Genomic DNA, 25,117 nt, shown 5'->3' on the forward strand with positions numbered 1-25,117 from the left:
TTAAACAGACATATATTTTTTTTACTTTTGCTACAATGAGCAATAGCAGGTATAACTATTACGATCCGGAGTTTAACCCCGAAGAGGCACAAGGTGACAGCCTGCTTATCCTGATAACAGGCGATACTTTTTCATTTTGTGTGATCCAGTTAGAAAGCACCAAGGTGCTGGTATGGGGCGAACAATATAACATTGCCGAACTAATAAGCCCGGATGCTTTAAAACACATACTGACTGCCAATTACAACAGCGTTAAGGTCGGAGTACAGTCGCTTGCGTTTACCGTAATTCCTGATGAGCTTTTTGAACCGGGGAAAATTGCCGCGTACGGCCAGTTTTTGAGTAAGGATTTTGCCGATTTAATATTGGTAAACAAGCTTGATGCACATAATCATGTGGTGTTTAAGCTGGATGCCAACGTAGCAGATGCTATTTCGGCAAATTTCAGTCTTGATGATGTGTATTTCGCCGGTAAGGCCTGGATAGCTGGTGTGCATTTCTCACGCCCATATAATCAGCCGCTATATATCCATGTGGAGGGCGACTTTTTACAATTGTTGTATTTTAACGAGGGTAAACTGAGGTTTTACAACTGCTTTGAGTTTAATAACCCCGATGAACTGATGTACTACACCATTTTGGTTGCCAACGAACTGGATCTCAACCTGGACAGCACTTCGGTTATTTTAAGTGGCGATGTCAGTTTGTCCGACAGGAAGATACATCGCATTAACGATCTGTTGCCCAAAGTGTATTTCAATCAAAACCATGTGGTTGCTTTACCCGATGGTTTTATTTCTCATCAAATACTAATGCTTGCCGGTTTATCACTATGCGAATCATTGGTGGCAGGTTAAGAGGGTTGAGGCTTAACCCGCCTAATAATTTACCGGTGCGCCCTACAACCGATCTGGCAAAAGAGGCGCTGTTCAATATCCTGAATAATCAAATTGAATTTGAAGGGCTTAAAGTGCTCGACCTGTTTAGCGGTACGGGCAATATATCACTCGAGTTTGCTTCGCGCGGTGCCGAAAGTGTTACTTCCGTAGATCGCAGCGTACAATGTATCCACTATCTTAATGATACTTCACGTCAGCATAAGCTGGAGCAGATCAAAACATTTAAGGCCGATGTTTTTAAATACCTGGATATGGAGACCGACCAATACGATATGATCTTTGCCGATCCGCCCTATGATCTGAACCGTATCCCGGATATCCCTAAAATTGTTTTCGAAAAAGACCTGTTATTGTCCGGTGGGATGCTTATCGTTGAGCATCAAAGCATGCAAAACCTGAGCCAGCACCCGGCTTTTGTAGAGCAGCGTAAATACGGGCATTCGTCGTTTTCTTTTTTTGTCAATAAGGTCACAGATGACGAATGAGTAATAACATTACAGTTAAGCGATATAAACTATACAATTTAGTTCCTATCTTTATAGTAGTTAGAAAGTAGAGTGTATAGAACTTATCTTAAAAATCTAACGATGAAACAAGCAGTGCAAAAAATATTAACTTGGTTTAGGAGCTTTACGTTGTTGTTGAGAAAATATGGATGGAAGCCGTAGATCGGGATACTGTAAATCAACAACTTTTAAACTTCAATGCAAACGCTCTGTCATCGTTTGGCGATGCAGTAGAAAGAGTGTATGAACTTAGCATTTTGGCATGATTAATAAACTAAAATTAATCGCCCCAACTGTTATATATAATTATGAAAATCGCGCTCTTCCCAGGTTCGTTCGATCCGGTTACTAAGGCCCACGTTGATATTTTAAAACGATCGGTAGCCTTGTTTGATAAGGTGTATGTTGGCATTGGGGTAAACAGTACCAAAAAAGGTTTTCTTACCGTCGAAAAGCGCGAACTGATGCTCCGTGCAGTGTTTGAAAACGAGCCTAAAATACACGTAATAGCTTATGAAGGCTTGACTGTCGAATTTTGCCGGCAAATAGGGGCAACCTATATGATCCGGGGTATCCGTACCGTATCCGATTTTGAGTACGAAAAGGCCATCGCACAGATGAACCACGCCCTTGAGCCCGAAATTGAAAGCATATTTATTGTAAGCAAACCCGGTTATTCATCCATCAGCTCAACCATTGTACGCGAAATTTTGCGCTACCATGGCAATGCCGATCAGTTTATTCCGAAAGAGGCGCTTCAATACCTTTGATCAGTCCTGTTTTTTCCATCACTTCGGTAATAGATGGGAAAGTATTTTTGGTGATCACACCCATTTTTTCGGGTGTAAACCAGCGCGCATCGGTAATGCCTTCTTCTTTTTGAGGTTTTAGTTTTTCCTGACCTTCGCACCGCATTTTATACCAGTACGATTTTTTTAACACAACCTCGCCTTTATAAATATAGGCATGATAGGTTTTGCCTATTTTTTTACCCAGTTTTTTCACGATAATGCCGCACTCTTCCTCAACCTCGCGTACGGCGCATTCCTTTATATTTTCGCCTTTTTCAATTTTGCCTTTCGGCAGATCCCATTTATCGTTCCTGAAAATAAATAAGTATTCTTTACGTTCGTTTTTAACCAAACCTCCGGCTGCTTTGATTACGGTAATGCTGCTGGTTATCTGTTTAAAAAAAAGTTTGGCATCGGTACAGATCACAAAAAAATTGTGGCCCGGGTAATGTTCTAAAATAAGTGGATAAATTATTTTCAGATCAAAGTTTTGATGGTCAATCTGTTGAAATTTTTTTAAGTTTTTGGGTGCCGATTCTGTTATTAAAAGAACCTTTTGGTTAATATAAATTCTATAAATTTGAGCCATGTTTAATAAAACTGAGATCGAACAACAAGTAGCCGAATTCCTGCTGCAAATTAAAGCAATTAAATTGCAACCAAACAACCCTTTTACATGGGCTTCGGGTTGGAAATCGCCAATTTATTGCGATAACCGTGCCACGCTCTCTCACCCGGCAATCCGTACCTATATCCGCCAAAAATTAACCTCGCTTGTGCAGGACGAATTTGGCGTTGTAGCCTGTGTTGCCGGTGTTGCTACAGCTGGTATCCCCCAGGGTGTATTGGTAGCGCAGGAACTTGGTTTGCCATTTGTTTATGTACGTGCCAAACCTAAGGAGCATGGTACCGGTAACCTGATAGAAGGTGATATATTCCCCGGGCAACGGGTTATTGTGGTTGAAGATCTGGTATCAACGGGTAAAAGCAGTTTACAGGCTGTAGAAGCCTTGCGTGCTGCCGGCTGCGATGTTGCCGGCCTGGTTGCCATATTTACCTATGGTTTTGATGCCGCTGCCGAAAACTTTAAAAAGGCTAATTGTCGTTTCGCTACTCTATCAAACTATGATGCGCTTATTGAATATGCCGAAGAACATCAGTATATCTCAAAAGGTGATGTGAAGCTGTTAAAGCAATGGCGCGAAAACCCATCTGAGTGGGGATTGCAGTTTACCGATTAAATAAATCCGATTATGACCATTATTGAAAGTAAAAAAACGATAGGCAAACCAATTGCCGATGCCTATACTTTTTTAGCCGACCTGAACAACCATCAGCAATTGATGCCCGAGAATATCTACAACTGGTCGTCAACAGCTACCGAGGCACGTTTTACCATCCAAAATATGGCTAAGCTGGCCTTAAAGGTTGGCAGCCTTTTGCCAAACCAGCAGGTACAGATCGTTCCTGCCGAAACTCCGCCTTTCGAGCTCGAATTAAAATGGATAGTAGCAGCTAACGGCGATAGCACCGATGTCACTTACCAGATCTCTGCCGATCTGAATATGATGATGAAAATGCTGGCAAGCGGCCCGCTGCAAAAGTTAGCCGATCACGAAACTGCCCGTTTAGCCGAAGTTTTAAAATAATCAGCTGTTCCGTTTCTTACTCCGCAGATATAAAGCTATACAAACGGCTAAGAATATCAGGGAGATTATGATGATCATCCAACCTTTTGACCGTGTGCCCTCATTGTGAAAGGCCTGATTATTGCCATGCTGTGATGTATCTGTTTTGGTGTTTTTAGCAACAATATTGGTTACAGAATCCCTTAAAAATGTTATCCGGTTTAATGCCGCCTGTGCTTGTGATGCATCACCTTTTTGGGTGTAATAAGCAGCCAGCGTTTTTAAAACTTCAACCTGCTGATTTATTTGAGGTTGTGTTTTAGCGAGTGCTAACGCCTCGTCAAGGTCGCGTTTAGCTAAGCTAAAATCTTTAATATCTTCTTTTACAGACGCCAGGGTAAGCAATGATGCGATAATATTTAAAGTATCTTTTTTCTCTCTCGATATCGCAGATGATTGCAGGATAAACCATTTGGCCTGGGTGTATTTTTTTTGCAGATGATAAACCAAGCCTAAATGATCAAAGGTTTCGCGTAAACCAACACTATCACTAAATTTTGAATAAATATGCAGCCCTGTCATAATATGCTCAATAGCCTTATTCAAATCAGCGGAGCTTGCACCTGGCGCAGCAAGCTGTAAAGCAAGCTCATTTAACGAGTCGGCTTTAATTGTCTGGCTTTTAATAAAAATCTTCCGCGCTATTTTAATACTATCCGTATCAACCTGTGCCCGGCTTAACGGTAAATTAAGGGTCAGTAAAATAAACAGGCAAAGTAATTTTTTAATCATTTAAACGAGTTTTAGGTCGGCCCAATGTAGTTATTATAACCTGCTAAAGTTATTTTATGTGTTTTTGTTTCATTACCAATAGCAAAAAGAAAAATGATTTGGATGTTCGGATTTTATTATCGTATATTTACGATATATAATTTAAGCAATGGCTATCAACAAAAAAGCAGAGTTTACAGAGCTTGATCAAAAACTTGCCGATATGGCTAAAGCCATGTCGCACCCGGCCAGGATAGCCATTTTAAGGGTGCTGGCCCAGCGTAATACCTGCATATGCGGCGAAATAGTAGAGGTGATGCCTTTGGCGCAGGCTACTGTATCGCAGCATTTAAAAGAACTGATGGGAGCGGGGCTGATCAAAGGAACCATCGACGGAAAAAAATCGTGTTATTGCATAAACTGGGAGGCATTTAAAGATTTTAACGCTGATTTTAATACCCTTTTCGGCGATCTGAAATCTGCCGCAATTAATCAAAGTTGTTGTTAATATAAATTAAATTAAATAGTTATGGATACCAGGGAGGTTATAAACTGGCAAAACTTTAAAAACCAGTTATTGCAACATCAGGATAAACATCTGCAGTTTAAATATGCCGAAAATAGATTGGTTGATGCTTCTTATCATATTACCGAAATAAAGCAGGCGCCTGTAACTTCGGTTGATTGTGGCGGTAAGCTCAACAGCTGGACAGAAATTATCGTTCAGCTTTGGGAGCCGGTTTCCCGGGATACCGAACGTTCCATGAAGGTAAGCAAGGCCTTATCTATTATTCAAATAGTAGAAAAAGCAATGAGTATTAACCCTCTCGGTACAGTGAAGATCGAGTTTGGTAATTCTGAGTTTGATACGCGCCAGATGTTCCCTAATGCTTTGATAGCAGATGGTGATGATCTGATCGTCGATCTGAGGCCAGATCAAACGCAATGTAAAGCCATTGAAAGAGGTGGCAGCTGCGGTACCAATGATAAAGGTGAAGAGTGCTGCACACCGGTAAAAACCGAAGTGAAGCCTAAAATCGAGTTAAAAAATTTGGCGGTCGCCCCGGCTTGTTGTGAGCCTGGCGGTAGTTGCTGTTAATTATTGGCCGATGCAAATAGAAAAAGGCACATTTTATAAAAAGGCAATGCTTGATTTGCTAAAAGCCGAAGGCTTACCTGCCGATGATCTGCGAGACGGACCGGATGATTTTTTTGTAGCAATAAGCAATAACGAAGTAATTGCCTGCGCAGGACTTGAGGTGTACGGAAATTATGGCTTGCTGCGGTCACTGGCTGTTAACAGATCTTTTCGTAACAACGGAATAGGCGATGAGTTACTCCGGAAAATAGAGTCAACAGCCAAAACCAAAGAGCTTTTAAGCATATTCCTGCTCACCGAAACAGCTCCTGATTATTTTAAACGTAAGCACTATCAGCAAATTGCCAGGGCAGATATACCCGTCGAGGTGCAGGCCTCATCCGAGTTTAGCCACGTTTGCCCGGTATCAGCTATAGCCATGAAAAAAGAATTAAAATAACATATGAAACGAATATTAGTACTATGTACCGGGAATAGCTGCCGTAGCCAGATCGCTCATGGCTATTTACAACATTTTGCAGGCAATAAAGCCGAAGTTTACAGCGCCGGTATCGAAACGCATGGTGTAAACCCTAAAGCCATACAGGTAATGGATGAAGATGGTATCAACATCTCCAAACATACTTCGAACAATGTAGATGAGTATATCGATATTACTTTTGATTATGTGATTACAGTTTGTGATAATGCTAATGAGGTATGTCCGTTTTTCCCCGGCAAGGTGGAACGTTTTCATCAAAATTTTCCTGATCCGGCGAAAGCCAAAGGAACCGATGAGGAGGTGATGAACGAGTTTCGAAAGGTTAGAGAAATGATCAAAGCATATTCGGCAGATTTTGTTAAAACTCATTTTGGATGAGAAATTATATTGCTGAATTGATCGGTACATTTATCCTTGTTTTTTGTGGCACAGGGGCAATGATTATTGATCAGCAAACTGGCGGAGCAGTTACTCATACAGGCGTTGCAATAACGTGGGGACTAATAGTTATGAGTATGATCTACAGTTTAGGTAATGTATCTGGCGCGCATTTAAATCCCGCCGTAAGTATTGCTTTTACTGTTTCAGGTCGCTTTGCTGCAAAATTGCTTCCTGGTTATATCATCAGTCAACTCATAGGCGCAATATTGGCGAGTATTGTGCTGAAATTTCTTTTCCCATCAAATAGTTTATTGGGAGCAACTTTGCCGGCGGGTAACGAGATGCAATCATTTATTCTTGAATTATTGCTCACGTTCTTTTTAATGCTGGTAATTTTTAACGTTGCTCATGGAAGTAAAGAAACCGGAATGTTTGCGGGCTTAGCTATAGGTGCTGTAGTAGGCCTGGAAGCTATGTTTGCCGGGCCAATTTGTGGTGCTTCTATGAACCCTGCAAGATCGATCGCACCAGCCTTAGTGTCGGCCCATTTAGACCATCTTTGGATCTATATTATTGCACCAATAACTGGCGCCTTAATTGCAATTCCTATTTGGAAATATTTAGCTGTGGATATTAAGGATCACGAATGAAAATAGCATTGTTTTCTGATATACACGCTAATCTTCCGGCTTTAACAACGGTTTTGAATGATATTGATTCCCGGAAACCAGATGCTATTTATTGCCTTGGCGATTTAGTGGGTTATAATGTTTGGCCAAACGAAGTGATCGCGGCTATTCGTGACAAAGGAATTCCAACCATCGCGGGTAACCACGATATAAAAGTTAGTAATTTAAACGCTGTTGATAAGCACGGCCTCGATCAATCAGGTAAAAATTATGCTTACCATATAATCAACGCACAACATCGGGAATACCTGCAAAGTTTACCTGTGCATATTCGTGTTGAGTTTCGTTTAAATAATGAGTTGATAAATTTGTTATTAGTACACGGTAGTCCACGGAGTATTGACGAATATTTGTTTGAGGATATGCCCGAAGATGATATATCAACAATGATGAAGGAAGTTAATGCGGATATATTATGTTTTGGCCATACGCACAAACCTTATCATCGCATCATTAATGTAAGTCAAAATGGCACCACACATTATCGGCATGCTATTAACCTGGGTTCAATTGGTAAGCCGAAAGATAATGATAACAGAGCTTGTTATGTGATCTTAAATATCGATAAAAAGACAAATATTACCGATCCGTCTACTGTAAGTGTAGAATTTATCCGTGTTGTATATGGGGTTGAAGAAGCGGCAATAGCTATTGAAAACAGCCCGCTACCCAATGAATTTGCAGATATGCTAAGAAAGGCTTATTGAGTAAGTGCTACTTAATTTTTATCCCCTTATATTCTTCGGCCTCGGTATAATCTTTTCGCAAAGGGTAGCCTTCCCAGTCATCCGGCAATAAAATACGGCGCAGGTCGGGATGGTTTTCGAAAAATATACCTACCATATCGTAAGCTTCGCGCTCGTGCCAGTCGGCGGTTTTCCATACCGCTGATACGCTCGGGAACGAGGGCAGGTTATCTTCCGAACGATCGTTTTCCCGGCTAACCTTTAAAACAAGCTGTGTATTGTAGGGGATAGAACTTAGGTGATAAACTACACCAAACTTGTTTTCAGTGGTGCCGTAATCCATCCCCGTAAGGCACGATAAAAAATCGAAATAAGTTTCTGGGTTATCGCGCAGTTCCAGGCAAACACTGGCTATCATTTCGGGTTTGATGAGCAGCGCTTTTTGCAAACCGCCCGTTTCTTCGCCTAAAATAACGCCTTCACCAAACTTGTTGATCAGTAAAGCCTTAATATCTTCAAAAATCATGGGGCAAGTCTAACAATTTTCCAGTCGTGTTTATCGGCACGTTTGTAAACTACGCGGTCATGCAAACGGCTTGGGCGGCCCTGCCAAAATTCTATCAAACGTGGTTTAACAATATATCCGCCCCAATGTGCCGGTTTAGGTACATCCTCATCAGCGTAAACCTTTTCCAGGTCGGCCCATTTTTTCTCCAATATATCACGGCTGTCAATTTCCTGGCTTTGCGGCGATACTACTGCGCCCACCTGGCTGCCTTTAGGGCGGGTATAAAAATATTTTTCCGATTCTTCGCGGCTAACTTTTTCAACCGTGCCTTCAATGCGTACCTGCCGCTCAAGCGCCGGCCAAAAGAAAACCAGGTTAACCAACGGATTTTTGGCCATTTCTTTACCCTTACGGCTCAGGTAGTTGGTGTAAAAAATAAAGCCACGTTCATCAAAACCTTTCAGCAATACTATCCGTGCCGATGGCCGGCCGTCGGTAGTAGCGGTTGCCAGCGTCATGGCGTTGGCTTCCTGCGCATTAACTTCGAGCGCCTGCTTAAACCATTTTTCAAATTGTTTAACAGGGTTTTTAGCTACATCCTTTTCAGATAATGTAGCAGCGCTGTATTCTGCTCTCAGGTTTTGAATTGTTGTTTGATCCATTTGGCTGCAAAGTTACAAATAGCATGCGGCATATTTTAATGTTAAAATTTTGTTGTCCAAAATTTCAGTTTATCTTTAATCGAACATATTTTTGATACAAATGTTAACGTTATACACAAAACGACTATAGATGCTAAGTACAATTACCCCCGCAGCAGGCAGATTATTGATATCGGAACCGTTTATGATGGACCCGAACTTCAAGCGTTCTGTTATCTTACTCACCGAATATTCGGAAGTTGGCGCTATGGGTTTTGTGCTTAACCAGGTAAGTGAATATGTGTTAAGCGATATAATGCCTGATATCAGCTATGCCGAGATCCCACTTTATAAAGGCGGACCGGTAGGTAATAATACCCTACACTTTATACACCGTTGCCCCGATAAAATTGAAGGGGGCATCGAAATAACCAATGGCGTTTATTGGGGCGGCGATTTTGAAATAGTTAAAGAGCTCATCAATAGCTACCAGCTTGCGGATATTGATATCCGTTTTTTTATCGGTTACTCCGGATGGACCGAAGGCCAGTTGGACGACGAGTTACTGGAAGATACCTGGATGGTAACCGATAAGTTTGATACAGATGTGCTGTTTAGCCATAACGAGGAAACCTTGTGGAAGCAAACTGTGGTTAGCCTGGGCCACCGTTACGCACATATTGCTAATTTTCCCGAAAATCCGGCATTGAATTAGGAGCATTAAGTTATTGATCATTCGGTCATTTAGGATGATTTGTTAGATTTGTCATACAGATCAATGATTAAATGACATCTTTAAAAGGAAATATCAACCATTCGGTTTGTGCGTGGTGCTACCCGGATATGAATCTCGAAGAGCTTTGCATCGCTGCAAAGCAAACAGGCATAACCGGCATTGACCTGGTTGGGTCGCAAGATTGGCCGATCCTGAAAAAGCATGGTTTACACTCGCCAATGTGCAATGGTGCCGAGATCAGTTTAACACAAGGCTTTAACGATCCCGAAAATCATGCACAACTCTTTAAAAATTATAGCGAAATAATACCCCTGGTAGCCGGGGCGGGATACACCAACCTCATTTGCTTTAGCGGTAACCGTAATGGTATGGACGATGAAACCGGTTTGCGCAATTGTGTTACGGGCTTAAAACCACTATTGCCATTTGCCCAAAAGCATAACGTGGTTTTGGTAATGGAACTGCTTAACGCGAAGATAGATCACCCGGATTATCAATGTAACAAAACACCCTGGGGAGTTGAGCTGGCTAAACGCCTGGCATCGGATAACTTTAAACTGCTGTACGACATTTACCACATGCAGATAGAGGAGGGAGATATTATCCGCACCATTAACGAAAACCACCGGTATATAGCCCATTACCATACCGGCGGCGTACCCGGCCGTAACGAAATTGATCATACACAGGAGCTAAATTACCCGGCAATTATGGAGGCTATTAAAAACAGTGGTTTTAAAGGTTTCGTTGCACAGGAGTTTATCCCTACACAAAACAACAAAATAGCATCGCTGGCCAGGGCCATACAAATTTGCGATGTATAAAAAACTATCTATACAAATATGAGATCTATTTGCGTATTCTGCGGGGCTAACTTTAACGGCGACCCAAACCTGAAACAAACTATCGAACTTTTGGCCGATGTACTGGTGAGCCGCGATATTACCCTGGTGTTTGGCGGCGGTAAAGTAGGAGTGATGGGCCTTATGGCCGATGCTGTACTGGCACGCGGTGGTAAAGCCATAGGGGTGATCCCGACGTTTTTAATGGATAAAGAAGTTGGCCATACCGGTTTAACCCAAATGCATGTGGTTGATACCATGCATCAGCGCAAGCAATTAATGAACGACCTGAGCGACGGCATTTTAACCTTGCCCGGCGGCTTTGGCACCCTCGAAGAGTTTTTTGAAGTGCTCACGTGGTTGCAGCTCGGTTTACATAAAAAACCCATCGGCGTGTTAAACGTTGGCGGTTTTTACGACTTTTTGCTTAAACAGATGGATGTAATGGTTGAGCAACGCTTTTTAAAGCCAGCCAATCGCGAACTGGTATTAACCTCGGCCGATCCGATCGAACTGATCGACCTGATGTCGGGCTTTGATGCTAACCCCGATGATGTTTGGTTTAAGGAGCGGAATTTGATTTAACAGCTATTCTATTACATAGTTGCTTTCATCAGTCTCATAAGCTATGTTGTGATGCGGGTACGGAACTATAAAGGTTTCTTTAACCCGTGTTGATCTCATGAAATAGCTGATCCAGATGCCGCCGACTATAATGCTCCGCACCAGGTTGTTTATGCCGTTTTGTGATACCTTGCCGTTTAAACAATAGCCCCAAATATCATCTATTAAAAAGAAAACCATAACAAACAGGTAAAAGCCAATAATCACTTTGGGCAGTATATCACGTTTATTAAGCATTAAAACGGCGCAAAAAATAGAAAAACAGATAACGAATGTATTGCCTGCGGTTTCATACATTAAAATCCCTTTATACCAAAAACCAGGCAAGCCCGAATAGTAGTTCCAGATGGCGGCATTAAAATAATTGTTGTTAAACAAACCATAAATATTATATAAAGGAGTAATGATCAGGCCGATGGTGATCAAAACCAGCCATCCGCCAATTGGTTTGCCGTAAGGATATCCCGCCAACCGCAGCGATTGTGTTTGCCTGCGATATAATTTGATCGAGAAAAAAGCACTTAGCCCAATTACAAAGAAAGATATCAGCATGGTCCAGATGTTTAACCTGAAACCTGACGCTTCACCAGCATGCGGCATATACGAAAAATTAAAAGATAGCTGGTTCTCTGTTATTTCTTTAATGTCTTTTTTAAACTCTGTGAGCTTTTCGGGCAGCACATAGCTCTTCAGGTAGTTAAGTTCATAGTAATGGATCAAGGTAGTTGAATCAACCGTAATGGTTTTGTTGAAATGGTAAGCATCTCTGTCGATATTGAAGTGACTGCTTTCTACGGTCCAGCCTGTTGGTAATGTTACTGCCAGGGTATACTCTACATGATAAGGATAGTTTACTGCTACCGGCGTTTTTATATCCTCGGCAATATGTGGTAACTGTTCATCAATAACATTGGCATAAAACGACGCCGCATATTTACCTGTGGTGCTATCACGCTTAAAAAAATCTTTGATCTTATAATGTTCGATGGTGGTTAACTCATTGTTTTTTTCATCATCGTTTACCGTGATAGAATCTTTGATCTCAATTTTAGGATAGATCTTCAGGTAATAATCAAGATAGTTCTTTTCCGTTTCGGCCATACTTCCTGATGCAAGTCTGCTCCGTATCTGATCGGCCTGGCCAAGACTGTATATTGTCTTTACGTCAAATGACACCGGCTCTTTCTCATTATCGGGCACGGTGTACGTATCCTGATAACGTATTTTGCCAGGATCGGCGGGAGGTATAATGCTCAACTTATCGTTTCCTGCTTTAAGCACCAGCGCCCTGTAATACGGCGGTATATAGATATTGGTACGGGTGCCACCCTGATCGCTCATGGTAGCATCTATCCATACCTGTTTTTTATTAATGGTTGCTACAGCTATAGCATGGTCAAAAAGGGTGTTCGATGGTAAATAGTCATCTATCTTTTCCTGCAGATCGGTAGCAACAACAGCCATTTCTGCCTCTATACCATCGGCTTCAAGCATCGAAGCGAGTAACAAAGCCTTATCTTTACAATCGCCGTAACGCTGTGCCAGTACCTTTTCGGGACGGTTGGCACGATGCGAGTATTCGCCGGTTTCAATACCCATGTAGCGTATTTCGTTCTGCACAAATTTTACGGCTTCCCTAAAATAAACTTCCTGGTCGCCATCTGCTATTTTTTTCAGGCGGTCAACTTCTTTTTTAAGCTTACCGCTGATGTTTTTTTCTATAGGATTGACCTTTAAACCCCAATTTACAACCTCGGCCCAGTTATCGTAGTCGGTAAGCTGTACCCTTGCAAATTCTTCGTACCACGAAGGCTGGCCTTTATGATTTTCAACCCCTTTAACCTTATAATCTTCCCATTCGTACCGTTTTAAACCTCCGGTTAATAACGTAATAACAGGTTTTGACACCTTATTAAACGATTTCATGTTCAGCCTGCGCGATGCCGAAAACAAAACTGACGTGTAGCGGTGCTCGGCTGATGTATAATCCTGCAAAAAGATGCTGCGGCAAAATTTGTTGTCGAATATGGGGTTATAGCCCGATATGGTATAAGAATATTCGATACGGTCGCCCTTTCTGATATCGTTTAAAATATATTTTGCAGCGTAAGTGCCGTTGTAGATAAATCTCGAAAAGTCATCTTCTTCGGCCAGTAACTTAAACGACCCTGCACTAAGGCGGTTCTCCGGCTTGTTATTGCGCCATACCGTAATGTTATGGAATTCGAGCTTTTGGTAGGAAGGATCAAAGCTTACCGAAATATCAGAAGCGTTTTGAACACCGGTTGCCGATACGATGTCTTTAACAAAACGACGGTAAGTAACCTGTTTTTCAATATTGTACTGTTGTTCGATCAGTTCATAGTAGTACCCGTTTTCTACTGTACGCAAATTGGGCCTGGCGGTATAGGGTTTGCTTGCGCTTATCCATGCAGGTTTTGCCGATACATTTACTGATGGAGTGTACGCATGTGCTTTGATATTGATGAATACAATAATTAAGCTTAAGATCAATAGTTTGGACCAGGGTAAAAGTTTCTGCATATCTGCGATGAAAATATAAAAAGAAAAGTAAATTTCTTAGTAAAACTATGATATTTGCCAGCCATGGTAAATTTTGTACTGATAGCCATATGTATTATTGCCGGTATGCTTTTCCGCGCATCCAAAAGTTTACCTGCCGATGCGCACCGGGGCATTAATGCCTGGATCATCTATATCGCCCTGCCTGCTGTTTCGTTTAAATATCTTCCGGGCATTGTATGGTCAAAGCAACTGATAGCGCCGGTTGTTGCACCTATTATTGTATGGCTGGGTGGTTGGTTAATGGTAACCATCTACACTAAAATTAAACCTGCTGATCCGCTAACCAAAGGCAGCCTGCGGTTTACCAGTGGTTTGGCAAATACTTCATTCGTTGGGTTTCCGCTGGTTGCTGCTTACTTTGGCGAACAATATATCACTACAGCTATCATCTGTGATCAGATCACGTTTTTGCTGCTTTCTACAGCAGGAGTGGTGGTAGCCATTAATGCTTCAAAAAGGTCGCCGTTATCTGCCGGTGTGGTTTTAAAACGGGTACTGCGCTTTCCGCCACTCCTGGGCTGTATAGGCGCTTTAACTATTCCGCATTTTATTGATATTTCTGTAGCTACCCCTTTGTTTGATAAGCTTGCCGCTACCGTGGCGCCATTGGCATTATTTTCCATCGGATTGCAATTACAGTTTAAAGGCTGGCTAAACGAGATCAGGAATATATCCGTTACGCTCCTTTACAAACTCATATTGGCCCCATTGCTTGTATTGAGCTTGTTTTTTGTGTTGGGGTTTAAAGGGATCATACCGCAGGTAAGTATATTTGAAGCCGCTATGCCCACGCTTTTAACCGCTGGCGTTGTAGCCGATGAATATGGTTTGAACCCTAAACTATCCAACCTTGTTATCGGCATTGGCATTATCCTTTCGCTGCTAACCACCTGCGGCTGGTATTACATGATCAGGTAACTACCAATCCAGCTTGATCAAAGTTACACCCTGCCGCGGAAGCGACAGCTTCACTTGTAGACTACCGTTATTGATATTAATTTTTGCAGGCGCGTTCAACGTTTGTAACTGTCCGGCTTTTTCTAATTCCGCTATTTGTGCTTTGGTGGGATTTTGCGGCGATCCCATCTTTTTCCATACTTCGTACGAGTTACTGTGCTGGTCATCAATTCGGTACTGTGTTACTGTTGCTTTTGCGGATGGGATGTTTTTGATATTGATGGTCACCGGTTCGCCTGCAGATTGTTTATCCTCATCATGATAGTTCCAAACCATTATCGCCGCTGTATGTGTATCGGCAGAAGCCAAGGTACCGATATCGGTTTGAGTACCGCGCACGCTCGAATCCAACACCATCTTTAACGAATACATCCGGTTGCTTTCGGCTTTAACACGATTACCCTTCATCATACCATACATCCTGAAAACATTTAATACAGGTTTGTCCACGCCATTCGTTGCCAGATCGCGGAAGCCGGCAAACCAGGGCTGATCTTCAAACTCGAACGACCAACTCACAGCGCCTAACAGGTTCATGTTGTATTCGTCCATCAACTCATATTTACGGGCAAACGCCGCTGCTGTATAGCTCGAATACATAGTGCCGTTACGATAAGCGTTTTCGGGATTGGTTACCATGCCACATGCTGCGCAGCCTTCAGGGTCTGATTCACCAATGATCACGGGGATATTCTTCAACTCCGGGAACGAACGGATATTTTTAAAATGGTTGTTGATATTTTGCAGTTGCTGTTTAACATTCATCACTACCACACCGTTAACCACTTTGGGCGAACCTTTGGCATGGAACAGCACAATATCCAGCGGCGAACCTATTTTGCCCGTAGCGTAATTAGTATCCCGTAAGCAATGTTTAATAAAATTAGCCTGGTATTTGGTTGCCCCGCCAGTGGCATCGGCTCCGCCTACTTTTGCTGTAGGCAACGCGCGTTTAACGCCATCGGCGGCATAGTCATATAGCTTATAAAATTCTTGTACCGTACCTTTCCAGTAAGCGCCGTCGGGTTCGTTCCAAACCTCCCAGTACCAGCTTTCTACTTCTTTCTGGCCATACCGCGCAACGCAATGCTTAACCCAGTTATAAACCAGGTCGCGCCATTTATTATAATCTTTTGGCGGGTAGGCCCAGCCGGTAATAATGCGGCTGTACGGCAGTCCGGGTTTCCAATCGTGCTTGTAAGGCTCAGGGTGGGTTGACAACGCTTCGGGCATAAAGCCTATCTGCGCCAGTGGTTTCATGCCGCGCTTTACATAAGTATCAAAAATACTGTCAACAATGTGGTAATTATAAACCGGGTTCCCTTTGGCATCTTCGGTATAAATATTGGTCGAGCCCCATTTCAGGGCCGGTATTCCATCACCAGATGACATTAAGCTATGCGCTCGTACATGAACCGGCACCGGGCTTAAAGCTGCTATTTCAGATAACAATTTCCGGCCGTCTTTCATATAGGTATAGTTCGGCTCATCGTACCCAAACCACGCCCATATCGGTTTCATGGGTGCGATTGTTTGTTTCAGATCGACATTAATAGCAGCCGGGGTTTGCGCCTGCGCACGGCAAATAACTGCCAGCGACAGCGTAAATAGGATAAGCTTTTTCAAGATTTCAGGTATTGGTTAATGAATTGTCTAATATACACTTTTACTTTGCCTTTTTTGCAAAGGCCCGTTCGTAAGCTAAAAATAAAGCATCCTGCAGCATGTCTTCGCGTACTTTGGCCAGATCGATAAAGGTACAGCCTTGTAAACCCCATTTATTAGGAACGGGGAAAAAGATAGTAGGATCGAAAGAATGAAAAACAGACTGATCAGTTGGCGAAAGTTTAACCATTAGCCGCTGCTCAGCCTGCCACAGGGTAGCAAAGATCTTTTTATTGGCTTTTAAAGCGCGTAGGTGAAAATGATCTACCTCCTCCACATTGCCAAAAGCAAAGGCGATCTGCCTTACAGTTTTCATATCAATTGCCATTAGATAAAATTACTAAATTTGTGCATATGACCATTGAAGATATAGAAACCCTTTGTGATAGTTTTCCCGGTGTGACAAAAGACATTAAATGGGAGGATCATTTATGTTTTAATGTAGGCGGCAAAATGTTTGTGGTTACCTCGCCCGATGCTGTCCCGCCGAGCGCTACCTTCAAAGTAACCGATGAGGAATTTGAAGAAATGATAGCCCGTGACGGCTTTTCTGCTGCTGCATACATGGCCCGGTACAAATGGGTAAAGGTTGATAACATTAGTCTGCTCAATAAAAAAGAGTGGGAGCACTACGCCCGGCAATCATACAATCTTGTTGCCGCTAAACTCCCGGCTAAAGTAAGAGGCGGCCTGGGCTTGTGATCCATTTTCAACTTCATCCGGAAAATATTATTTTCGGCTGATCAACCATCATTTTCCATATCAATGGCCAAAAGCTTTATCATACGTCCGCGCTACTTTATTCCGTCTATTGCTTTGTTATTTGGCTATATCGCCTTTCAGTTTGAGGGCGATTTTAAAATAAGCGGCTGGCTGCTGATGTTGTTTTTCCTGTCGCTTGCGCTGGTATTTCAAAAAGCCGAAAAGCTCAGGGGCTTTTCGTTCCCGCTCATCATCTTCGCAGCGGTTAGTTTAACCATGTATTACCCGCAGCATTTTATCAGTATAAACGGCTTTAAATTATCTAAGTTAATTATCCCGCTGCTGCAGATCATTATGTTTGGCATGGGCAGCGAGCTAAGCCTGAGCGAGCTGGCCACGGTGTTTAAAATGCCGAAAAAGATATTGGTAGGCGTAGTATGCCATTATACCGTAATGCCGCTCATTGGTTTTGCATTGGTGAGCATCTTTAGCTTCCCGCCCGAAATTGCCGCAGGTATTATTTTGGTGGGATGCTGCCCCAGTGGCCTGGCATCAAACGTGATGTCGTTTTTGGCGCGTGCAAACCTGGCGTTATCTGTTGCCGTAACCACTGTATCAACTTTGCTGGCTCCATTATTTACGCCTTTACTGATGCGGATATTGGCAGGCAAGCTGATCGAGGTCCATTTCTGGGCTCTTGCCTGGGATACTACACAGGTAGTGATCTTCCCGATATTAGCGGGGCTGCTCTTCCACTTCCTGGTTCGCGGTAAGGTAAAGTGGCTCGATCGCATGATGCCGATGATCTCCATGATAGGCATCGCGCTCATTATTATGGTGATTACCGCCACCGGCCGCGATAGCTTGCTTAAGGTAGGTGCACTTTTGATGGTAGCTGTACTGATCCACAATACGCTTGGTTACACTTTAGGCTATTGGTTTAGCCGCTTACTCGGTTTTGAAGAAAAGGACTGCCGTACCATCTCGCTCGAGGTTGGGATGCAAAACAGCGGACTGGCATCTGGCTTAGCGTTGCTGATGGGAGGGATGGCTACCATCGGTTTGGCACCGGCTATTTTTGGCCCGTTAATGAATATCAGCGGCTCATCGCTGGCAACATGGTGGCACGGGCGAATCCCGAAAGGCGAAATTGAGCCGGAAAAGCCGTTTTAACATTTTTTAACTAAATACTTACGTATCCATACTAAACTGCCTGCTGCCTGGCTTGTCATAATTATAAATAAAACAACAAGATTATGAAAGCTCAAATTTTAGGCATCTCCCTGATGATCGCCTTTTTCGGAATAACCAGCACAACTTTTGCACAAGATAGATTTGACCGTACACACCCACGCCGCGCCGAAGTGAACAGCCGCCTGGCCCGCCAGGATGCACGTATCAATCATGAAGCAAGGTATCACGAGATCAGCCGCGCCAAAGCTGCCCGCCTGCACCGCGAGGATAGCAGAGTTCGCCGGCAGGAACAACGGATGGCGGCCCGCGATCATGGCCACCTCACTGCCAGAGACAAGGCCCGCTTAAACCATCGCGAAAACCGCATCAGCAGAAGGATAGGTAGGTAATTTATTACCGAATCAATGATAGATGATGAAAGAGCTTCCGTTAACGGGAGCTTTTTTATTTTAAGGCTTTTACAATGGCATCGCACCAAAATTTGCCTAAAGCTACATCACCCTTTTTGTTAGGATGCAGGTAAAATACACCATCCAATCCGTTTTCGGCTTTAAAATCGGTTAGGTAGTTTTGCTCAAAGTATTTGTAGGCATCCTTATCGCCGGCGTAAACATGATGTGGCTTTGTTTTGGCATACTCCTTAACCAGCGCGTCGATCTCGGTATGGTAAGTGAGTACCCGTGCCTGGCCTTCCTGCATGTAAGCTGCGCCGCGGTTGTGTGTATTGTTGCTATACCATATCGGCTGGTTGATCACGATCTTACAGGTTGGATATGCAGCTAATAAACTATCGGCAATGGTTTTTAAATTTTGATGATAATCCTGCGGTGATACCGGCGCGCCTGTGGGCCCTTTTATGGCGCTGTCGTTGGTGCCAAGCATGATCGAGAATACCAGGATGGCTTGCTTATCCATATTAAAAGCATCGGCAGCAGCACACACTTTTGGGTACGATTTATGAGTGGCAGGCAAAAAGTCGACCGTAGTGTAACCGCTCACACCCTGGTTTGCCACCTGTACCGTTTTAAATTTACCGGTTTGCGTTAAAGCGCTGTCGGCATAGTTTGGCGGCGTTTCGTCCTTTTGCGTAGTACCGTGTGTAATGCTGTCGCCGATGAAAACAACATTGATGGCAGGTTTTTCGCGCAAAGCAAATGAGCATAAGGCGAGCGCAAGTATCCCCGAAAGGGTAAGGGTTTTGATTTTCATAATAATTGCCAATTTACATTAATTGATATAAATTCTTTCAATTAAGCTATACATTCTATTTTTACCGCCGATATGTACACTGTACCCGAGCTACGCACCGTTAACGTAACCCGTTATGTAACGCCTTTGCGCGAAGGCGGCTCTATGCCCGCTATTGCCGAGGCCGATGATGACTTTCTCTACGTTATCAAATTCCGCGGGGCGGGGCAGGGTGTTAAGGCGCTTATCGCCGAACTGATAGGCGGCGAAATTGCCCGGGCCTTAGGCTTAAAGCTCCCCGAAATAGTTTTCGCCAACCTCGACGAAGCCTTTGGCCGTACCGAACCCGACGAAGAGATACAGGATCTGCTCAAAGCCAGCGTTGGCTTAAACCTGGCCCTGCATTACCTTTCGGGAGCCATTACTTACGACCCGGCCGTTACCAAACTGGATGAAACCCTGGCATCACAAATTGTATGGCTCGATTGCTTGTTGATGAACATGGACCGCACCGCGCGTAACACCAATATGCTGCTTTGGCATAAGGAGTTATGGCTCATTGATCATGGCGCCGCATTGTACTTTCATCACTCCTGGCAAAACTGGCAAGAGCAGGCCGTTAAGCCGTTTGTATTGGTTAAAGACCATGTACTTTTGCCGCAAGCCACTCGGCTAACTACTGTTGACGAGCAATTTAAACCGATACTAACTAACCAATTGATTAGCACCATTGTTGGGTTAATACCCGATGAATGGCTCACCGTTGATGCACCGTTTGACACACCCGGACAGCATCGCGCTGCATATATTGAGTTTTTAACCGCGCGGATAGCACATTCGCACATTTTTGTAAACCAGGCACAACATGAACGGGAAGCACTTATTTGAATATGCTGTGATCCGCGTTGTGCCCAGGGTGGAGCGCGAGGAATTTATGAACGTGGGCGTGATCCTGTTCTGTAAAAAGGAAAAGTTTTTACAGGTCAGGTTCAACATCGACGAACAGCGCCTTTGCGCCTTTGCGAAGGACATTGATTGTACAGAACTCAAAGAACATATTCAATCCATTCAACGCATCTGCCTCGGCGAACAATCTGGCGGCCCGATAGCGCAACTGGATATCGCCTCACGCTTCCGCTGGTTGACTGCTACGCGCAGTACCATTGTACAGCCCTCAAAAGTTCACCCTGGTTTTTGTGCCGATGCTGCCGAAACGTTAGATAGGCTTTTCGCTGAACTGGTATTGTAATTTTCGTAACACCCCAACCCAAACAGGGGGGTAATTATCGGTATTTTTAGATTGGTATTTCTTTTTTATTGCCAATTCAATAATTATCCGGACAATCAAAACACATAGGTATTTATGGGTATTACAACATGTTTTTTGTCTTAATTCTTGACTCTTGATTCTCAATTCTCATTACTTCCTCTCCTCTAACAAAGTCACCGGCCCCATCAATCCCGATTCCGTTAACTGGTATTGCCCGCCAAAAGGCGCGGTATAACTATCCAGTACTTTTTTACCGGCCGGCGCGCGCTGGTCGCCAATTAAGCGATTTGTCCATTCGTTGGTCACTTTGATCTCTAACACATTGAAACCCTCCCTTAAATAATTGGTTACATCGGCCTGGTAAGGGGCTTTCCACAGGGTGTTTACTTTACTGTGGTTAAGATAAACCTCTGCAATATCGCCAACCTTGCCCAGGTCTAAAATAATTTTGGGCTTGCCGGCTATAGTGCTTCTTTTAACCGTAAAGTATTGCAAATAAGTAGCCGTTCCCGAAAAATACTTCACGCCGGTATCCGCGTTCATCGTCCACGATTGAAGTTGCCGCAAAGTTATTTTAGCCGGCGCACCCAGCTTCGGGGGGAAACTCACATCCCAGTGGCCACCGCTGAGGTCTTGCAAAAACACATGGGTAGTTATGCGTATTTTTCTACTACTTTCTGTAGCTATCTTGTTAAAGATCACAAACACGGCCTCGCGTTCGCCTAAATGCAGCGGCACGGTAGTTTGGTCGCCGGTAATGGTGTAAGCTGCGGGGCTTACAGAGCCGTCGTCAGCATGCCATAATTCGGCTTCCTTGCCACTCACGTTAAACCGGGCATTCAGGTCAACAGGCTTATCGGTGCGGTTTACCACAAAGTAAATATCGTTATTGCCGTCCCTGCGATGGATCCAGCTCAGGTCGCTATCCAATGGTTTTTCAAATTCCAGGTCCGGTTTAACCTGTGCGGCGTTCAGTACATCTTTAAGCGCCGTGCCCCAGTACACCCTGCCTTTGCCGCAAATACGCTGTGTACGGCTTATGCCGTCCAGGTTGCCCCAAACCTCGTCGGCCAGTTGAGTTACCTCCCCCGCCGCATCTTTGCCGCCATAACCTGGTGTGTTAACAGGTTTAGGGCCGCAAACAGTGGCACCGCCGGCAACCAGTTCTTTTATTTTTTTTAATACCGATAAACTCATTTCGCTGGTTTGCGGTAACACTAAAACGCTGTAGGTCATGCCATCGGGCATAATTAATTTACCTCTCGCATTAACACTCATCCGGGTGATCAAAGCATCAGCATTAATAAAATCGTATTGATAACCATCGGGCAGGGCAGGTTGTAAGCCTGCTCCCCAAAACGGCATGGTTGATGGTGCGCCTTCATTCAATAAATAGGCTACATCGGCCACATACAAACCTTTTTGCAGCATATACGAGTTACGCGATACATAATCAATAAAAGGTTTGGCTTGTTCGGCCCAGGTGATATTGCGGTTGATATGTGTGCCTACCATTACATTGCCGGGCTTGGTATCTAAAGGTTGATGCGCAGAGGTATGGAACACCAAACGGTTAATGCCTTGTGTAAACCAATAATCGCTGATCTTTTTCAGCGTGTATGGCGATTCATAATTACCACCGGTAAATGATTCGGCAGCAACAATATTCTTCCCATAAACATGCCCCGCCGATGCCGCGCCCCTTACATCCATGTAATACATCGACGATGGGTGCAGATCCTTCACCCAAAATTCGCCCATGGGAATGTTTACGTATTTTTTGTTGAGCAGCGCATCCTCTGTACTTTCCAGTGATACGCCGCCTGCTTCGCCATAAACGCCTATACCTTGTTTATTCAGGTAATTGGTAACGGTACCATAAGTATTTTCGGCTATCAGGTCAACCAAAGTCCGCCTGAAATCCCACAATACCTCGTCGCTTACAGTTGAACTTTTTACAATTTTTCCGGCTAATGCGGGCAGATATTGTGTCAGATCATAACCCCGGCGCTGCAAAAACTCAAGCGGCATGTTTTCGGTCCAATTTTGTATCCCGGCTTCCCAGCTATCCATCATCACATAATTTAAGCGTGTGCCGTATAACTTGCCAAGCTCTTCCTGCAAAGGCTGTGTATAACCATAAATATAAGCTTCCATATGCTGTTTGCTCAGCTTATCGGCTTCCCACCCTAAGGCAGAGGGCACTGCCGGGCGGTTTTTTGCACCCGTTTGCGAATAGCCAAAGCGCATAATGGTGTAATTACCTTGCGGGATGTTCCAGCGTAACGTACCGTCGGATTCCATTTTATTGGTCAGAATGATGATATCATCGGAATTAATGGCCGAATTTGATGTTACAGCGGGTGTTTCGGTGTTGCTGTATTCAAATAACTGGTTAAAGCCTGCTTTTTCTTCATAGCGGTTTACCCGGCCACCCGAAAATAATTTCATTTCGCACAGCTCATAAACACTGTCTGGCTTAGTTTCAACCTGCGATATCACTTCTGCCGGTGTGTAGGCAGCGCTGGTCATCTCCAGTTTATAATATTTTGCGTTGGTTTCCGCGAAAGCGAAGGTGCGCACACCGCCCGCACGGTAGCCTTGTTTGCCGGGCAATACCACTAACGTTTTGTAGTTAACGCCATCATCGCTTACCAGTAATCGCCCGAAAGGGATGCCTTTACGCGCCGCAATAGTTATTGCTTTGGCCTTAAATGGTTTGTTAAAAGTGTATAGTATCCAGGCAGTTCCGGGTTTGCCCGATGTGGTTTTAATTTTTACCGATGAGTTCAGATCATCGTCTAAAAGCGATGCAGTGCTAACCGCGCCGCTACTCGATGTAATGGTTGGCGGGTTATCAACCATGCTCAATTCATCAGGCGGAGTAGGATAGGCGATCACAGCAAAATCGGCATAATAGCCATTACTGTTACCCCAGTTACGGATAGGCCCAATGGTAGTTGGTGGGTGAGGTAAGATACCTTTAAATGCCTGGCCGCCGATAACGTTCATTTCGCTCCAAACCAGTTTTTTCATCGCTTGCGATGGCTTTACCCAGGTACCGCCGGTTAAACTCCAGCCCGCCGAACTGAATATAGCCATTTCCAAATTAAGTCGTTCGGCCTCGTTGGCGGCAAAGTGTACCGCATCCAGCCATTGCGGCGAACCAAATTCTAATTTGGCGGTGGTGGTTTGCCCGCCGCCCGCATTAACATCGGCTAACTGCATACCTGCAATGCCTACACGTTTCATCCATTCCAGGTCTTCGGTAATGCCTTCTTTGCTTACATTGCTCTTCGTCCAGTGCCACCAGGTGCGCGGGTGCGCCGATGCCGGAGGTTTCAAAAAACCGGCCTTAAGCGTATCGCTTACCTGGGCTTTAGATATGTTATAAATACTTGTTAAGCAGATGGTTATTATGAATAATGTAAACTTGTTTTTCATTGCTTATTCAATAAATATTTTTTGAACGGATCGCCCTTAAGCGTACGCAGGCCCTCAACTACGCAGGCCGCGTTTAATTTGGCACCGGCCTCAATAGTATGGGTATGGTCTTTAACAGTAAAGTAACGCCCCATCACAGTATCGGCGCCAAACTGATCGTATTTATCGGCAATGATCTTATTCAGGTCGATAACCTCAACGCCGGTTTGTGCCGCAACCTCCTTGTCTATCTGTACATATTCGCTGCCTACACGGTCAACCTTGCCGTCCTTCCACATATTACGCGGCACTAAGGTTAATACAACAGGTATACCGCCCCTGGCCTTTGTTTCGCGAATGTATTTGCGGATATTCCAGCCAAATGAATGTGCCATCATGGTTTTTTGCGTGCTCGGATTGGTTACCTCAACACTATCATCACCATTGCCTTTTAACGTGGTAGGGTTGCCGTCGTTATGGCCAAACTGGATCAGTACATAATCGCCGGGTTTAATGTAAGGCTCAACTTTGGCCCAAAAGCCGCCGGTAACAAAGCTTAAACTACTGGTACCGCCAAAAGCTTTGTTTTGCACGGATATTTTAGTGGTATCAAACAGGTTTTGAATAAAGCTGCCCCATCCCCACAAACCACCGTCGCCACGGCCGTAAGTGCCGTTACGCACAGTTGAATCGCCAATGAGCCATAAGGTTGGTTTTGGCGCAGGTTTAAAGGCCATGATCGCGCTTGATACCGCAACTGCCAGTAAAAGCTTATTGATGTTCTTCATTTGTTTAAATGTATTAATTAAGTAATTTATTTACAATTGATTATGGTTTTTATTTGCACCGG

The 25,117-nt window shown here is 43.9% G+C and carries 30 protein-coding genes; 20 read left to right on the top strand and 10 right to left on the bottom strand.

What is annotated here, in order from left to right; translation table 11 throughout:
- The first annotated feature begins 35 nt into the window (after positions 1-35).
- From ACFGVR_RS17790 to coaD, 3 genes are all read left to right on the top strand, one after another.
- On the top strand, positions 36-857 hold the full coding sequence (locus ACFGVR_RS17790) for a DUF3822 family protein (RefSeq protein ID WP_448698714.1): 822 nt from the start codon (positions 36-38) through the stop codon (positions 855-857).
- Entirely contained in the window at positions 833-1,384 is a 552-nt protein-coding gene (rsmD, locus tag ACFGVR_RS17795; protein ID WP_448698715.1) for a 16S rRNA (guanine(966)-N(2))-methyltransferase RsmD, read from the top strand. The genes ACFGVR_RS17790 and rsmD overlap by 25 nt, the downstream gene beginning before the upstream one ends.
- A gap of 329 nt (positions 1,385-1,713) precedes the next feature.
- On the top strand, positions 1,714-2,175 hold the full coding sequence (coaD, locus tag ACFGVR_RS17800; RefSeq protein WP_448698716.1) for a pantetheine-phosphate adenylyltransferase: 462 nt from the start codon (positions 1,714-1,716) through the stop codon (positions 2,173-2,175).
- On the opposite strand, the gene ACFGVR_RS17805 is transcribed toward coaD, so the two are convergent.
- Positions 2,144-2,785 (bottom strand): NUDIX hydrolase, encoded by a 642-nt coding sequence (locus ACFGVR_RS17805; RefSeq protein ID WP_448698717.1) that lies wholly within the window; start codon positions 2,783-2,785, stop codon positions 2,144-2,146. The genes coaD and ACFGVR_RS17805 overlap by 32 nt on opposite strands.
- On the opposite strand from ACFGVR_RS17805, the gene pyrE reads away from it, so the two are divergent.
- Together pyrE and ACFGVR_RS17815 are read left to right on the top strand one after the other, a co-directional pair.
- Positions 2,784-3,437 (top strand): orotate phosphoribosyltransferase, encoded by a 654-nt coding sequence (gene pyrE / locus ACFGVR_RS17810; RefSeq protein WP_448698718.1) that lies wholly within the window; start codon positions 2,784-2,786, stop codon positions 3,435-3,437. The two genes, ACFGVR_RS17805 and pyrE, sit on opposite strands and share 2 nt — an antisense overlap.
- A gap of 12 nt (positions 3,438-3,449) precedes the next feature.
- Entirely contained in the window at positions 3,450-3,845 is a 396-nt protein-coding gene (locus ACFGVR_RS17815; RefSeq protein WP_448698719.1) for an SRPBCC family protein, read from the top strand.
- Here ACFGVR_RS17815 and ACFGVR_RS17820 read toward each other — a convergent pair whose 3' ends face one another.
- Positions 3,846-4,616 (bottom strand): hypothetical protein, encoded by a 771-nt coding sequence (locus tag ACFGVR_RS17820; protein ID WP_448698720.1) that lies wholly within the window; start codon positions 4,614-4,616, stop codon positions 3,846-3,848. It abuts the gene before it with no gap.
- Positions 4,617-4,764: 148 nt separating this feature from the next.
- Here ACFGVR_RS17820 and ACFGVR_RS17825 point away from each other — a divergent pair, with 148 nt between their 5' ends.
- Genes ACFGVR_RS17825 through ACFGVR_RS17850 form a run of 6 tightly spaced genes read left to right on the top strand, consistent with a single transcriptional unit; the run spans position 4,765 to position 7,952 of the window.
- Complete coding sequence (locus ACFGVR_RS17825; RefSeq protein ID WP_448698721.1) at positions 4,765-5,103, top strand: ArsR/SmtB family transcription factor; 339 nt, start codon at positions 4,765-4,767, stop codon at positions 5,101-5,103.
- A 21-nt stretch (positions 5,104-5,124) separates the two neighbouring features.
- Positions 5,125-5,694 (top strand): DUF6428 family protein, encoded by a 570-nt coding sequence (locus ACFGVR_RS17830; RefSeq protein WP_448698722.1) that lies wholly within the window; start codon positions 5,125-5,127, stop codon positions 5,692-5,694.
- Positions 5,695-5,704: 10 nt separating this feature from the next.
- Positions 5,705-6,133, top strand: a complete 429-nt coding sequence (gene arsN2 / locus ACFGVR_RS17835) for an arsenic resistance N-acetyltransferase ArsN2 (protein WP_448698723.1) — start codon at positions 5,705-5,707, stop codon at positions 6,131-6,133.
- Positions 6,134-6,136: 3 nt separating this feature from the next.
- Positions 6,137-6,553, top strand: a complete 417-nt coding sequence (locus ACFGVR_RS17840) for an arsenate reductase ArsC (protein WP_448698725.1) — start codon at positions 6,137-6,139, stop codon at positions 6,551-6,553.
- A complete protein-coding gene (locus ACFGVR_RS17845) occupies positions 6,550-7,206 on the top strand; it encodes an MIP/aquaporin family protein (RefSeq protein WP_448698726.1) in 657 nt (218 codons plus the stop codon). The genes ACFGVR_RS17840 and ACFGVR_RS17845 overlap by 4 nt, the downstream gene beginning before the upstream one ends.
- Complete coding sequence (locus ACFGVR_RS17850; protein ID WP_448698727.1) at positions 7,203-7,952, top strand: metallophosphoesterase family protein; 750 nt, start codon at positions 7,203-7,205, stop codon at positions 7,950-7,952. The genes ACFGVR_RS17845 and ACFGVR_RS17850 overlap by 4 nt, the downstream gene beginning before the upstream one ends.
- A gap of 7 nt (positions 7,953-7,959) precedes the next feature.
- Here ACFGVR_RS17850 and ACFGVR_RS17855 read toward each other — a convergent pair whose 3' ends face one another.
- Both ACFGVR_RS17855 and pdxH read right to left on the bottom strand, forming a co-directional pair.
- Complete coding sequence (locus ACFGVR_RS17855) at positions 7,960-8,457, bottom strand: NADH-quinone oxidoreductase subunit C (RefSeq protein ID WP_448698728.1); 498 nt, start codon at positions 8,455-8,457, stop codon at positions 7,960-7,962.
- Entirely contained in the window at positions 8,454-9,101 is a 648-nt protein-coding gene (gene pdxH, locus ACFGVR_RS17860) for a pyridoxamine 5'-phosphate oxidase (RefSeq protein WP_448698729.1), read from the bottom strand. The genes ACFGVR_RS17855 and pdxH overlap by 4 nt, the downstream gene beginning before the upstream one ends.
- A 130-nt stretch (positions 9,102-9,231) precedes the next feature.
- Here pdxH and ACFGVR_RS17865 point away from each other — a divergent pair, with 130 nt between their 5' ends.
- The 3 genes from ACFGVR_RS17865 (at position 9,232) to ACFGVR_RS17875 (ending at position 11,243) form a co-directional block, all read left to right on the top strand.
- Positions 9,232-9,795: a YqgE/AlgH family protein gene (locus tag ACFGVR_RS17865; RefSeq protein ID WP_448698730.1), complete on the top strand. Its 564-nt coding sequence runs from the start codon at positions 9,232-9,234 to the stop codon at positions 9,793-9,795.
- 71 nt (positions 9,796-9,866) lie between these two features.
- Positions 9,867-10,640: a hydroxypyruvate isomerase family protein gene (locus ACFGVR_RS17870; RefSeq protein WP_448698731.1), complete on the top strand. Its 774-nt coding sequence runs from the start codon at positions 9,867-9,869 to the stop codon at positions 10,638-10,640.
- Positions 10,641-10,658: 18 nt separating this feature from the next.
- Positions 10,659-11,243, top strand: a complete 585-nt coding sequence (locus ACFGVR_RS17875) for an LOG family protein (protein ID WP_448698733.1) — start codon at positions 10,659-10,661, stop codon at positions 11,241-11,243.
- Positions 11,244-11,246: 3 nt separating this feature from the next.
- Here the strand turns inward: ACFGVR_RS17875 and ACFGVR_RS17880 are convergent, their stop codons facing one another.
- Positions 11,247-13,826, bottom strand: coding sequence for a DUF3857 domain-containing protein (locus ACFGVR_RS17880; protein ID WP_448698734.1), 2,580 nt, complete (start codon positions 13,824-13,826; stop codon positions 11,247-11,249).
- A 63-nt stretch (positions 13,827-13,889) separates the two neighbouring features.
- Between ACFGVR_RS17880 and ACFGVR_RS17885 the strand changes: the two genes are divergently transcribed.
- Positions 13,890-14,786 (top strand): AEC family transporter, encoded by an 897-nt coding sequence (locus tag ACFGVR_RS17885; protein WP_448698735.1) that lies wholly within the window; start codon positions 13,890-13,892, stop codon positions 14,784-14,786.
- Here the strand turns inward: ACFGVR_RS17885 and ACFGVR_RS17890 are convergent, their stop codons facing one another.
- Together ACFGVR_RS17890 and ACFGVR_RS17895 are read right to left on the bottom strand one after the other, a co-directional pair.
- Entirely contained in the window at positions 14,787-16,451 is a 1,665-nt protein-coding gene (locus ACFGVR_RS17890; RefSeq protein WP_448698736.1) for a GH39 family glycosyl hydrolase, read from the bottom strand.
- Positions 16,452-16,491: 40 nt separating this feature from the next.
- On the bottom strand, positions 16,492-16,806 hold the full coding sequence (locus ACFGVR_RS17895; RefSeq protein ID WP_448698737.1) for an MmcQ/YjbR family DNA-binding protein: 315 nt from the start codon (positions 16,804-16,806) through the stop codon (positions 16,492-16,494).
- A 38-nt stretch (positions 16,807-16,844) separates the two neighbouring features.
- Here ACFGVR_RS17895 and ACFGVR_RS17900 point away from each other — a divergent pair, with 38 nt between their 5' ends.
- The 3 genes from ACFGVR_RS17900 (at position 16,845) to ACFGVR_RS17910 (ending at position 18,775) form a co-directional block, all read left to right on the top strand.
- Positions 16,845-17,192 (top strand): MmcQ/YjbR family DNA-binding protein, encoded by a 348-nt coding sequence (locus ACFGVR_RS17900; protein WP_448698739.1) that lies wholly within the window; start codon positions 16,845-16,847, stop codon positions 17,190-17,192.
- Between the two features lie 63 nt (positions 17,193-17,255).
- The gene (locus ACFGVR_RS17905) at positions 17,256-18,365 is read left to right on the top strand and encodes a bile acid:sodium symporter family protein (RefSeq protein WP_448698740.1); all 1,110 of its coding nucleotides are present in this window, start codon (positions 17,256-17,258) and stop codon (positions 18,363-18,365) included.
- A gap of 83 nt (positions 18,366-18,448) precedes the next feature.
- A complete protein-coding gene (locus ACFGVR_RS17910; RefSeq protein ID WP_448698741.1) occupies positions 18,449-18,775 on the top strand; it encodes a hypothetical protein in 327 nt (108 codons plus the stop codon).
- A gap of 55 nt (positions 18,776-18,830) precedes the next feature.
- Here ACFGVR_RS17910 and ACFGVR_RS17915 read toward each other — a convergent pair whose 3' ends face one another.
- Positions 18,831-19,595: a GDSL-type esterase/lipase family protein gene (locus tag ACFGVR_RS17915; protein ID WP_448698742.1), complete on the bottom strand. Its 765-nt coding sequence runs from the start codon at positions 19,593-19,595 to the stop codon at positions 18,831-18,833.
- A 72-nt stretch (positions 19,596-19,667) separates the two neighbouring features.
- Between ACFGVR_RS17915 and ACFGVR_RS17920 the strand changes: the two genes are divergently transcribed.
- Positions 19,668-20,462 carry a HipA family kinase gene (locus ACFGVR_RS17920; RefSeq protein ID WP_448698743.1) on the top strand — a complete coding sequence of 265 codons (795 nt, stop codon included), beginning with the start codon at positions 19,668-19,670 and terminating at the stop codon, positions 20,460-20,462.
- A complete protein-coding gene (locus ACFGVR_RS17925; RefSeq protein ID WP_448698744.1) occupies positions 20,440-20,823 on the top strand; it encodes a DUF3037 domain-containing protein in 384 nt (127 codons plus the stop codon). Before ACFGVR_RS17920 ends, ACFGVR_RS17925 begins: the two co-directional genes overlap by 23 nt.
- A gap of 171 nt (positions 20,824-20,994) precedes the next feature.
- On the opposite strand, the gene ACFGVR_RS17930 is transcribed toward ACFGVR_RS17925, so the two are convergent.
- Complete coding sequence (locus tag ACFGVR_RS17930; RefSeq protein ID WP_448698745.1) at positions 20,995-24,288, bottom strand: glycosyl hydrolase; 3,294 nt, start codon at positions 24,286-24,288, stop codon at positions 20,995-20,997.
- Positions 24,285-25,055, bottom strand: coding sequence for a rhamnogalacturonan acetylesterase (locus ACFGVR_RS17935; RefSeq protein WP_448698746.1), 771 nt, complete (start codon positions 25,053-25,055; stop codon positions 24,285-24,287). Before ACFGVR_RS17935 ends, ACFGVR_RS17930 begins: the two co-directional genes overlap by 4 nt.
- Positions 25,056-25,117 lie beyond the last annotated feature (62 nt).

The organism is Mucilaginibacter aureus (assembly GCF_053514885.1).